The 11,574-nt window shown below is 65.8% G+C and carries 8 protein-coding genes; 3 read left to right on the top strand and 5 right to left on the bottom strand.

Annotation, left to right across the window (positions count from 1 at the left end):
• Positions 1-2: 2 nt before the first annotated feature.
• A complete protein-coding gene (gene cutA / locus ACN27J_RS28470) occupies positions 3-770 on the top strand; it encodes a divalent-cation tolerance protein CutA (protein ID WP_421370949.1) in 768 nt (255 codons plus the stop codon).
• A gap of 4 nt (positions 771-774) precedes the next feature.
• Here cutA and ACN27J_RS28465 read toward each other — a convergent pair whose 3' ends face one another.
• Positions 775-2,187, bottom strand: coding sequence for a helix-turn-helix domain-containing protein (locus tag ACN27J_RS28465; protein ID WP_421370947.1), 1,413 nt, complete (start codon positions 2,185-2,187; stop codon positions 775-777).
• Between the two features lie 224 nt (positions 2,188-2,411).
• On the opposite strand from ACN27J_RS28465, the gene ACN27J_RS28460 reads away from it, so the two are divergent.
• On the top strand, positions 2,412-2,603 hold the full coding sequence (locus ACN27J_RS28460; protein ID WP_421370945.1) for a DUF397 domain-containing protein: 192 nt from the start codon (positions 2,412-2,414) through the stop codon (positions 2,601-2,603).
• 559 nt (positions 2,604-3,162) lie between these two features.
• Entirely contained in the window at positions 3,163-3,846 is a 684-nt protein-coding gene (locus tag ACN27J_RS28455) for an SDR family NAD(P)-dependent oxidoreductase (RefSeq protein ID WP_421370943.1), read from the top strand.
• Positions 3,847-3,865: 19 nt separating this feature from the next.
• Here the strand turns inward: ACN27J_RS28455 and ACN27J_RS28450 are convergent, their stop codons facing one another.
• The 4 genes from ACN27J_RS28450 to ACN27J_RS28435 all read right to left on the bottom strand — a co-directional run bounded on the left by ACN27J_RS28450 (position 3,866) and on the right by ACN27J_RS28435 (position 11,407).
• Positions 3,866-4,882: an HPP family protein gene (locus ACN27J_RS28450; RefSeq protein WP_421370941.1), complete on the bottom strand. Its 1,017-nt coding sequence runs from the start codon at positions 4,880-4,882 to the stop codon at positions 3,866-3,868.
• A gap of 137 nt (positions 4,883-5,019) precedes the next feature.
• A complete protein-coding gene (locus ACN27J_RS28445; protein WP_421370939.1) occupies positions 5,020-6,534 on the bottom strand; it encodes an N-6 DNA methylase in 1,515 nt (504 codons plus the stop codon).
• Positions 6,531-7,913 (bottom strand): hypothetical protein, encoded by a 1,383-nt coding sequence (locus ACN27J_RS28440; protein ID WP_421370937.1) that lies wholly within the window; start codon positions 7,911-7,913, stop codon positions 6,531-6,533. Before ACN27J_RS28440 ends, ACN27J_RS28445 begins: the two co-directional genes overlap by 4 nt.
• Positions 7,910-11,407, bottom strand: a complete 3,498-nt coding sequence (locus ACN27J_RS28435) for a type I restriction-modification enzyme R subunit C-terminal domain-containing protein (RefSeq protein ID WP_421370935.1) — start codon at positions 11,405-11,407, stop codon at positions 7,910-7,912. Before ACN27J_RS28435 ends, ACN27J_RS28440 begins: the two co-directional genes overlap by 4 nt.
• Between the last annotated feature and the right edge of the window lie 167 nt (positions 11,408-11,574).

Here is an 11,574-nt window from a genome sequence, read left to right as displayed (position 1 = left end):
AAGTGAACTGGGCATACGACAAGGGCGGCCTCCGGGAGCGCCACAGCACCACAACAAGAGACGCTGCTGACTTGGGCTCCCTGCTGCGCCTGCTTCACGACCGCGCCGAGCCCGTTGTCGTGACCATCTACCCCGAGATACCCACCGACCCCGACGAGCTGGCGCCCGGTCTACAGATCGGACTCGGTCACCCCACTCACGCCTTCGTCGCCTATATCGCTGACGACGGCTACTACCTCGCCGCCTCGGACGTCAGACCCCCGGCGGGTGGCATCAGTTTCGACCTCGGCGGCGTCCCCACGGAGTGTCCCGCCGAACACCTCCGCCTCCGACCGGAGGCAGCCATCGCAGCAGCGGTCACCTATCTCCGGACCGGCGGCGAGCCGCCAACCCTGCCAACTTGTGGCCACGAACAGACGGCACCCGAGGGAGAGCCATCGATGTCCAACCAGCAGCAATGCCAGGTAGTCACGGCTACCGATTCCCGCACGGTGGCCGAAGCGCTGGCCGATTCTGCGGTCGCGGCGCGGCTGGCTGCCTCCGCGCAGGTTGCCGGCCCGATCAGGAGCACCTACTGGTGGCAGGGCGAGGTGGTGGCCGCCGAGGAGTGGCGGGTGACGTTCAGGACCATGGTCACCCGGTACGCGGAGTTGGAGGAGCACATCCGGGCACGCCACAACTACGAGGTGCCCGGCATCGTGTGCGTGCCGATCGTCGCCGGATACGCACCGTACCTGGAGTGGATTGTCGCCGAGACGCAGGAGCGTTGAACGTTTACCCCACGTGGGTCAGAAGCCGGTCGTCAAGTTCGGCAAGCGCTGGGACATCGGACTTGTCCCGGATCAGCTGACGCAAACCGTGCACCCGCTGCGTGATCAGGCGTGTCTTCCTGGCTCCCGCGTGGTCCAGAGCCTCGTGGCCGAGTGCCGCACCCTGGTCGTAACGTCCGCGCTGGATAGCCGCAGCGGACACGTCCGCGAGGACGATGACCTTCTTGAAGTCTGTCGCCTCCAGCGAGGCGATGACCGAGTCCGTGACCGTATCAAGATCGGCATGGTCCAGCCGGGCATGCGTGGTGATCGACATGCTGCCCAGACGTGTCGGCGTCAGGAAGGCGGTCCACGAACGTTCATTGTGAGGACGGGCGTAGTCGTAGGCCGTCATCGCCCGGTCGAGCGCCCGCAGCGCGGGCATCTCGTCCGTCAGAGTGGCGTTGATCTCGGCTTCGCGTGCTGCCAGCCATGCCCTCGTGGTGGCACTTTCCGGGCTGCGCGCGTAGCGCTGGGCCGCGACGAGCAGTTCGCGGGCGTTTCCAATGTCGCCGTCTGCTTCGACGGCGTAGCTGCGGTAGGCCAGGACACAGGCGAGCAGCGGTCCGTCTCCGGCCTGGTGTGCCGCGTCTGACGCCGCACCGAGGAGCCGATCCGCCTCGGCGAAGTCCTTCAGATCCCAGGCGAGCCAGCCGGCGAGGGCCAAGGCCTCGCCGGCCGCCATCAGCAACCGACGCTGGAACCGCACCGGCGGTCCGGCGAGCAGGTGATCCAGCCGCATGATGTGCGCTTGCAGATGCTTGGTCAGATCTCCGCTCGGCAGGTGCTCCTCGCGGCGGAACATCTCGCAGGTGTACCACTCAAGGTGTTCGACGGTGGGCTCGTCCAGCTGCTCTGGATGCTGCATGAAGTACGCGAGACGGCTCCAGGGCTCGTCCGGGCGGCTATCGGCGAACGACGAGGGCTCCGGCATCCGCTGGTGAGGCACATCGGATGGTTCGCCTACCGCGCCCACGGTGGGAGTCCCGCTCGAAGGATCTCGCAACTGTCGCAGCTTGGCGAGCCGGTCATCTTTCACCCGCCCGGCGGCCTCGGCTCGCTGTCCGCGCGTGAGTGCTTTGAACTCGTCGTAGCTGCGGAGCAGCACGCCATGTGCGTTCAGCGCCGCGTCGCACCGTTCCCAGAAGACCCGGCTGCAAATCGAGTAGCCGGTTTCGGCGTTGGCGATCGTGCTGCGCCCGTAGTGGATCAAGGGGGCGAGTTGTTCCTGGATGAGCCCGGCAGCCTCCCGATAGGCAGCGAGCTGCCGACCCAGCGCTCTCCGCGCCTCGGCGATCATCTGTGATTTGATCATGCCGACCTCATGATCCTTACCGGCGCTGCCGAACGCCATATCTACTTTCACTTCCCCCCGCATGACCTGCCTCCGACAGTGATCGATACTGCCATCGATATACCAATGCTGTCCACAGATGGCGCTGCCCGCGCCGGATCACGCATGTCGCAGTATTGTCACAGCCAAGCAAGATCACGGCGGACGCACGGAGCAGTTGTTCTCGTGGTTGGGCTCAGGATGGATCCGTGGGAAGATTCAGAGGCTCCCCCGACCAGCAGCCGCGAGACTTGACCGGAGGATAATCGATGAGCACGGTCGAACCGATCTGGCGTAAGTCATCCCGCAGCAGCAGCAACGGTGGCGAGTGCGTGGAGGTCGCCGCCAACATCCCCGGTCGCGTGCTCGTCCGCGACAGCAAGGAGCGCGACCGCGGCACCCTGACCTTCGCTCCGACTGCCTGGCAGGCGTTCATCGCCGAGGTCAGCTCCAAGCACTGACCAGGCCTCCAGTGCGGATAGCCGTCACCGGACATCGAGGGCTCAGCGACGAGATCAGCGGCTTCGTCGCCCGAGCCCTCGATGCACAGCTCGCGCAGTTGACCGACAACCTCGTTGGCGTCACCTGCCTCGCTGACGGGGCAGACCAACTCTTCGCTGAAGCGGTGCTCCGGTGCGGCGGTCGGCTTGAAGTTGTCGTCCCCGCGCAGGAGTACCGCGACAGCCTGCCTGAGCACGCCCACGCCGCGTACGACAAGTTGCTCAGTCATGCCGTAGCTGTCCACCGCTGCGACTACCGGGTTTCCGACTCGGATGCCCACATGGCGGCAAGCGAGTTGATGGTTGACGGATTGGCTCTTCGCCGTTTGGGACGGCATGCCCGCCCGAGCCTACGGTGGCACCGCCGACGTCGTCGCCTACGCCAAGTCTCATGGCGTCCCCGTGAACGTCATCTGGCCGCCCGGCGCCTACCGTGACTGATCAACCCATCGGCAACAGCTCTCAGGCCACGCGGGCAGCAGCAGATGTCGGCGCAACCCCGGCACTCCAGCGCGTCGCGGTGGTCACCGGAGCCAACCGAGGGCTCGGCCGAGCAATCGCCCAACGGCTCGCGCAGGCCGGACTGGTAGTGGTGGTGGCCGCCAGAAGCGAGGAAGCCGCAGTGCGGACCGCCGCCGAGCTGTCCGGTCTCGGCCTGTCGGTCTCGGGTCACCAGCTCGACATCACCGACCCGGCCAGCGTCGCCCGCGCCATGGCCGACGTCGGCTACCAATACGGCCGGCTCGACGTCCTCGTCAACAACGCCGCCATCGCCATAGATCGAGGCCAGGCCGCGAGCGCCGCCGACATGGAGAAAGTTGCCGCGGCCCTCGATGCGAACCTCATGGGCACTTGGCGCTGCTGCACCGCCACCATCCCGGAGATGAAGCGAAACGGGTACGGGCGGATCGTCAACGTCACCAGCCACATGGGTACATCCGCCGAGATGGGCACCGGCAGCGTCTCCTACCGCGTCTCCAAGGCGGGCGTCAACGCGCTCACCCAGATCCTCGCCGCGGAGCTACACAAGCACAACATCCTCGTCAACACAGCATCACCAGGGAAGGTCGACACCCGCCTCGCCTACGGCAAAGCCAACCACACACCCGGCGAGGCAGCCGGCACCTTCACCTGGCTCGCGAGGCTCCCCGACGACGGACCCACCGGCCAGCTCTTCTACAACCGCAAACCACTCCCCTGGTAGTTTAGGAGAATCGTCAGCCTCAGCGAGGCGATATCTTTCGCAACCACTGTGCGAAATTCCGCAATATCGCGACGGCATCCTCGTCAAGCGGATCCGGGCCAAAGTGCATCACCTCGTTTCGGAGGATGCGGACCTCATGCAACGCCTCTATGAAGGTCCGCCTGTCAAGGTTCCACTTGAGCTTATCCCAGTTTCCTGGGTTTTCAAGAATGCGCACGTATTCACCAAAGGTAAGATGATCGGCCTTCCTAACGACCCTCTTAGTATCTGCAGAATCACGGACGCTCGCCAGCTCATCAGTCGAGAATGTTGCATCCAGAATCCTTCGCAATCTTCTCTCAATCTCACCTATGACAAAGAATGGATTGGCCGTCTGCGCAAATTCTTTACTAATATCTGCCGTCGTAACGATGCCAATGATTCGCTTATCATGCGCCTGCACGAATACGAAGTTGGCTGATATGATCCTTGGAATCTGCGCAAGAAGGTCATCTTCCTCGCGAACAATCTCGGGCTGCTGAGTAACAGCAGACAGAGTAAGGTCTGAGTTGCGAATTGCCGCCTGCGCGATGGATTCCCAGCTGACGGCACCGCGCAGATCTCTCTCGCCAGACAGGACAGCCAGCTGCGAGTAGTCATGCCGAAGCATCAGCGACTGCGCCCGCCTCACGGTATCGTGGGGCGAAACGGATACGACGCCAGAATTAGCCGAGCTTAGGCTTCCGACCCTAAGGTAGACGTCATCCTCGCCAGATTCTTCCGATACAGGAGAAGCTTCAGCAACTGACAAGTTGATACCCGGACTTTCGACCTCAACAGGCACAATCTCCACAAATGAATCGATCCACACATCATCGAATGGCGGATTCGTGGTCAGGCCGACCCCATTGAGGTCTTCCTGAATCTGCTCAACGATCCAATAACCGCGACGCTTTGCATTCCAGTAGCTCAGCAACCGCCGAACAGATATCCGGAGTGGTTGCGTGCGCGAATTTTGCTTTGCCTCATCCAGGAATGCCTGCACCTGCGCGTTCAATCCGCTTCACACCTCTCGGTAATACGAACACTTGCCGACCCACAAAATGGGTTCCGACGTCAATCGTTAGAAGCCGACTACGCCGACGATCAAGATACCGTCAGCTACAACGATGGAAAGCATACGACGTACGCTCACTACCCCCGGCTCCTCTGTTCACCAGCTTTGGAATCTGACCGAATTGATAGCGCTTCGGCGATGGCGGTGAACTCGCGTAGGGCGGCTTGCAGGTCTTCGACGATCTCCTGGGCGATGACCTCGGGTGGCAGCAGTGCGTCGGCGTCCTCCAGCGAGGCGTCCTTCAGCCAGGTGATGTCCAGGTTGACCTTGTCCCGGCTCAGCAGCTCGTCGTAGTCGTACGCTCGGAACCGCTCGCTCTCCACCCGCTCGGCCCGGTCCATGCCCGGCAGGTAGCAGTCGACGAACTCCTGCAGATGCTCCCGCCGCAGCGGGTTTTGCTTGAGCGTGAAGTGCTGGTTGGTGCGGAAGTCGTACACCCAGAGCTTGCTGGTCCACGGCTCCTCCCGGGCGCGCTTGCGCTCGAAGAACAGCACGTTGGCCTTGACCCCACCGGCGTAGAAGATGCCGGTCGGCAGCCGCAGCATGGTGTGCAGGTCGTACTGCTTGAGCAGCCGCCGCCGGATCGTCTCCCCCGCCCCGCCTTCGAAGAGCACGTTGTCGGGCAGCACCACCGCAGCGCGTCCGTCGATCTCCAGCATCGAGGCGATGTGCTGCACGAAGTTGAGCTGCTTGTTCGACGTCGTCGCCCAGAAGTCGGCGCGCTCGATCTCCCGCTCCTCGCGGCTGGCCCGGCCGTCCTCGCCGATCATGCGGATCGACGAGCTACGCCCGAACGGCGGGTTGGCCAACACCAGGCTGACCTTGTGCGACGGCTCCCGACCGAGCGAGTCGCGGACGTCGATCAGCGACGGACCGCTCGGCGTACCGATGCCGTGCAGCAGCATGTTCATGGCCGCGAGCCGCGCGGTGCCGTCGACCAGCTCGGTGCCGGTGATCCCGCCGTTGGCCAGGTGCCGGGCCTGGTCGCGGGTCAGGCTGTCGCCGTTGTGCCGCTGGATATGGTCGTACGCAGACAGCAGGAACCCACCCGTGCCGCACGCCGGGTCGGTAATCGTGTCGTCCGGCGTCGGCTGCACGCAGTCGACGATCGCCTCGATCAGCGCACGCGGCGTGAAGTACTGCCCGGCACCCGACTTGGCGTCCTCAGCTCCCTTGGCCAACAGCTCCTCGTACGCGTCGCCCTTGACGTCGACGCCGGCCTGTGACCACTGCTCCTTGTCGATCAGGTCGACGATCAGCTTCTTGAGCTTCGCCGGGTCCTGGATCTTGTTCTGCGCCTTGCGGAAGATCGTGCCGAGCGTGCCGGACTCCTGCCCGAGCCCGCTCAGGATGTTGCGGTACTGCACCTCCAGCCGGACACCTTCGCGGTCGAGCAACGTCTGCCAGCTCAGGTCCGCCGGCACGATCTGCTCCGGCTTGAACACACGCTCGGCCCGCTCGTGGGCCATCTTCAAGAACAGCAGGTACGTCAGCTGCTCCACGTAGTCGATCGTGGAAACCCCGTCGTCGCGCAGCACGTCGCAGTAGTTCCACAGCTTCTGCACCAGCCTGCGCGAATCCACGTTGCTCACAGCGGCAACTCTCCCTGCTGAAAATCGGTCCCAATCGCCCTGGTCGCGGGCGCAGCCAGCTCCTTGGCCGTACGCCGACCCCGCTGCTTCGGCACCACCACCCGTTGCGCCCGGATACGCGCCAGCAACTCCGACGCCGGCTCATCCGCCGGATCCTGCTCCACCAACCGCCCGGCAAACGCCTCCACCAGCAACGCCTCACGCAGCCGCTCCGCGCGCCGGTCGGCGTAGGCCACTGACTGCCCTATTGCACCCAAGCTCACGTCCAGCTCAGCAAAGCGCGATATCGCACTACGTTGCAACTCCAGTTCTGGGACAGGGATAAAAATCGTCCGCAGCTTCTCCTGAGGAAGGTGCTTGATAGTAGTTCCCGTAAGGAGCTTGTTGATTCGGCCGTTCCGGACGGACTCCTCAAGCATCAGCGCTACCCAGTCGACCAGGACTCGCTCAGAGACTCGAACGCGGTGCAGAGCCTTCTGGTAAGCCATCTCTCGTGAGTCCCGCCAGACGGCACAGCGTCCCGGCTCACCACCCTCGCAGACCAGCAGGTCGCCTGGCTTCAACGCGAACCTGGTCCGCTCGCTGCTCTCCAGCGGTACGCGCTCGACGTTGGTGAGGTCCACAGAGCCCCAGCGAACATTGATGTTCCGAAGGTACGGCGACGGCTCGCCAGCAGAACGCTTCGCGTCGAGCATCTTTCCAAGGCTCGTATCAGCCAATTCCCCTAGAGGAATCTGAACGGCACCCGCACGGAGCACCTCTTCACGAAACGCCATCAACCGTGACCTACGCAACGGCAGCCCACGTGCCGCTGCTCCCTGTAAGTATCCTCTCCCTGCTTCCAACCGTGAAAGTTCCTTCTCGACGGCCGTGACGATGCGGCGCTGCTCGGCGAGTGGTGGGACGGGGATGTCCATGTCCAGGAGTGCCTGCTGAGAGATGTTGCGCATTGACTCCTGCTGGCCGGTCGACCGCTGAGAGACCTGGCGTCGGATGCTCGGCGAGGACAGCGCGTGGAGCAGCCACTTTCGGTCGATCTCATCGGCGACGACGAGCCGGAGGCTCTTGTCGCTGAGCAGCAGTCGCGGCCGGCAACTGTGCACGAGCACCGGCGCTCCCACGTACTCCACGGTGTTTGCTCGGCTGACCAGCAGGTCTCCCGGCGCGATCTCGTGGCGTGGGTCGATGTCCTTGCCGGCGGGCACGGCCTTGTTCTCCGACTCACGGAACTCGCCCCAGGTCATCGCGCTGACCTTGATGACGCCCCACTCGTCGTTCCGTGCTGGCCGAGGATCGCAGGTGAACGACTTTCCGGCCTCGATCCGGGTGACGATGTCCCGCAGCTTCGCCCATTCCCAGCCGGGGGGTAGGTCGCTCATGCGGTGAGTTCCTGGTTGAGTTCGGTGATGAGGGGTTCGGCACGGTCGTTGCCAAAGGCTCGGACGTACCCGTCGATGCCGCCGCGTTCGGTGAACGGGGCGCCGTCCAGGTCGTCGGGGGTGACGGCAACGCTTGCCGCTATCACGTTCTTGATCCTTTCCAGCCACCAGACTTGCTCGGGGGTGAAGGCGGTGCCGGCCTGCTCCTGGCGCAGCAGCCAGCCTTGGAAGCGTTCTTCGACGACCGACCGGTACGGGCGCAGCTCCTGGTCGAGGCCCAGCTCGTAGCGGACCAGGGTGATCAGGTCGGTGACGCCCCGGTCGCCGGGTGCTTCGGCGGTGCGGCCGAGCATCACGTACGCCTCCCAGAGCCGGTCCGGGGTCCACGCCTGCGGCGGCCGGGAGATCCGCGCGGCCAGCTCTTTGAGCTGGTCGAAGTCGACCCGGCCTTTGCCCTCGAAGAACACCTGCAGGGCGGTGATCTCGTCGCGGTGTTCCTCCAGGTAGGCATGCCAGCTGCGGACGACCTTCTGGGCGCGTTCGGCGGCCGGCACCCCGGCGGCCGAGACCAGCCGGTCGGCGTTGACCTCGTCGATGGTGATGTCGTGGGCGCGGCGGATTTCCAGGATGCGGTGCCGCAGCTGCGGTGCGGCGGCGAGCGGCCGGAGCGCTTCGGCGAGCAGATCCCGTACCGCGTCGGGGCCGGCGGTGTGCGCGGGGATGAGCGATTCGGGGGCGACGGCGTCGGTGAGCCGGCGGGCGATCGCGGCCAGGGGTTGGCCGTCGGCGAGGTCGGTCAGTTCGGCGCGTTCGTCGTCGGTGAGTTGGCGGTCGAGCCGGGCCAGCCGGGCGGCCAGGGTCGCCACCTCGTCGGCGTCGGCGGTGAGGGTGCCGGCCTTGCCGAGCAGCTCTTTGAGCGAGATCTGCGCTTCGGTGCGCCGGTGCAGTGGCACCGCCTCGTCCAGGTCCTGCTCGGTGACGCCGACCGCGTCGACGATGACGAACCGGTCCTTGACCTGGGCGTCCGGGGTGACGGACTGGAAGTCGGCGGGGTCGATGGTGCGGGCGCCCCGGCCTTTCATCTGCTCGAAGTAGGTCGCTGTGCGGACGGGGCGCAGGAACAGCAGGCATTCCAGCGGCCGGACGTCGGTGCCGGTGGCGATCATGTCGACGGTGACGGCGATCCGCAGCTCGGGGCTGTTGCGCAGCGCCTGGATCAGCTCGTCAGGGTTGTCACCGGTGCGCTTCGACGCGTACGTGATCTTGGTGGCGAAGTCGTTGCCGCGGCCGAAGACGTCGCGGACCATGGTGACGATCTCTTCGGCGTGGTTGTCGTCCCGGGCGAAGATCAACGTCTTGGGTACGGTCGTGCGGCCCGGGAAGATCTCGGTGAACAGCCGGTCCCGGAAGGTCTCCAGCACCAGCTTCAGCTGCCCCTTGGAGATCACCGACCGGCCGACGTCCTTGCCGGCGTAGCTGAAGTCCTCCTCCAGCTCCTGGTAGCGCTCGGCGCGGGTCCGCCGGTCGCGCAGCGGCACCACCGTCTTCGCCTCGATGGTCGACCCGGCGTCGGTGATCTCGGTGCGGATGCGGTAGACGTCGAAGCCGACGTTGACCCCGTCGGCGACGGCCTGCTCGTACGTGTACTCGGAGACCAGGTTCTGGCGGAAGAAGCCGAGGGTCTGCTTCACCGGCGTGGCGGTCAGCCCGACCATGAAGGCGTCGAAGTATTCGAGCACCGCCCGCCACTTGCCGTAGATCGACCGGTGGCATTCGTCCACGATGATCAGATCGAAAGCTTCCGGCGGGATCTCCGGGTTGTAGGCGACCTGCGCCGGTTCGTCCAGCTCATAGCTGTCGTACGCCTGGTCGTCGACGTCGACGTCCGGCAGCTCCCGGCCGACCAGCGCGCCGTACAGCCGTTGGATCGTGGAGATGACCACCGCCGACGAGTCGAGCATGCCCGCCCCGGCCAGCCGGTCCACGTTGAACAGCTCGGTGAACTTGCGCCCGTCCCCCGGCGTGGCGTAGCCGGCGTACTCGCGCAGCGTCTGCCGACCCAGGTTGTTGCGGTCGACCAGGAACAGGATGCGGGTCGCCTTGGCGTGGTGCAGCAGCCGGTAGCTGCTGGTCACCGCCATGAACGTCTTCCCAGCGCCGGTCGCCATCTGGATCAACGACCGGGGGCGGTCGGCCGCCAGCGCGCCTTCGAGACCGCGTACCGCGTCGATCTGGGCCTGCCGCAGCCCGTCCTCCGCAAGCGGCGGCAGCTGCCGCAGCCGGGCCCGCAGCGTCGGGGCCGCCGGGTCGTCGTCGGCCTCGCGCATCCAGCGCGCGAGGGTCTCCGGCTGGTGAAAAGCAAAAACCTCGCGGGTACGCGGCTGCGGGTCCAGCCCGTTGACGAACGCCGTCTCGGTGCCGGTGGCGACGTAGCCGAACGGCAGCGGCGCGTCCCGCCGCCACGCGGAGATCCGCTGCGCGGCGGTCAGCCCGCGCAGGTAGCGGTCCAGCTGCGCCTCCACCCCACGCGGCGCGGTGCCTTCCCGCTTGGCTTCGACCACCCCGACCAACCTCTGCTGTACGTAGAGCAGGTAGTCGGCCCGGCCGGTGGCCAGGGTCACCTCCCGGACGGCGACACCGGTCCCCGCGTACAGATTGATCTGGGTTTCGTCCTGGACCTGCCAGCCGGCGGCGGTGAGCTGCCGGTCGATCTCGGCCCGGGTCTGCACCTCGTTGAGCGGCTCGGCCGAGGCGCGCCGGGCGCGACTGATGAAGTCCTCGCGCCTGGCCGCCGACACCTTCGCCGGCTTGCGGGCGGCGAACTCCTCGCTGGCCGCCGTCATCTGCGGCGCCAGGTCGGCGACCAGCTCGGCGGCGACCGTACGGCGGGCCGCCGACTCGGTGACCGCCCGGTCGGCGGCGGCTTCCGCCGCCGCCTGCGCCGCCGCCACCGACGGCTGTCCGTCGAGCAGCAGTTTCGCCTCGGCCAGCTCCTGGCGGTAACGGTCCAGCTCGGCCTGCAGGCCGTCGACGATGTGCTGCGGCACCTGCTGCGGTGGCGGGCTGGGCGGGACGAAGCCGATCGGGCGACGGTCGTCGGTCAACGCCCGGTGGAACCAGACGCCCAGCTCGAAGCAGTCGCGCAGCAGCTCCAGGGCGGTGCGTACCTGGTCGAGGTGGTCGTGCACGGCCCGGTTGCCGACCTTACGCAGCCGGTGGAACGCCTCGTTGATCTTCGGCGTGAGTACGCCGTTGGCGTTGAGCGCCTGCACCTGGTGGAAGAAGTTGCTGTCGTTCGTCCTGGTGCCGGTAAGGTGCACCAGCTCACGGGCGAGGGTGTCGCCGAACGCCCGCGCCTTGAACATCGACGACTGGGCGTCCACGTAGATCAACGACTCGGCGCCGACGCCGTACCAGACCAGCAGACCATGATCCACAAGGAACCCGAAGTTGGCGGACTGGTTGGCGAGACGCCGAATCCGTTGATGATCCACAACTCTCCACAGGGCACCGGACCGATGTAGAACGCCAGAGCATATCCATGGCCGGATGGGGACGCCATCAGCCGGAAAGCATCGATCTCATACCGATCGGGCAGGCTCTGCCGGTCCGTCAAGGTGGTAGCGGGACTGACCCCGGGCAGCAGCCGGCAGCGACCCGG

The organism is Solwaraspora sp. WMMB762, assembly GCF_049179115.1.
Lineage (GTDB): Bacteria > Actinomycetota > Actinomycetes > Mycobacteriales > Micromonosporaceae > Micromonospora_E.
The sequence above is the reverse complement of the archived record's forward strand: the minus strand, read 5'-3'. Positions and strand labels throughout refer to the sequence as shown.

Excerpts from the sequence above, each read along its gene's own strand:
- ACN27J_RS28440 (WP_421370937.1), bottom strand. The coding sequence starts at position 7,913 with ATGAGCGACCTACCCCCCGGCTGGGAATGGGCGAAGCTGCGGGACATC.
- ACN27J_RS28465 (WP_421370947.1), bottom strand. The coding sequence starts at position 2,187 with ATGCGGGGGGAAGTGAAAGTAGATATGGCGTTCGGCAGCGCCGGTAAG.
- ACN27J_RS28460 (WP_421370945.1), top strand. The coding sequence starts at position 2,412 with ATGAGCACGGTCGAACCGATCTGGCGTAAGTCATCCCGCAGCAGCAGC.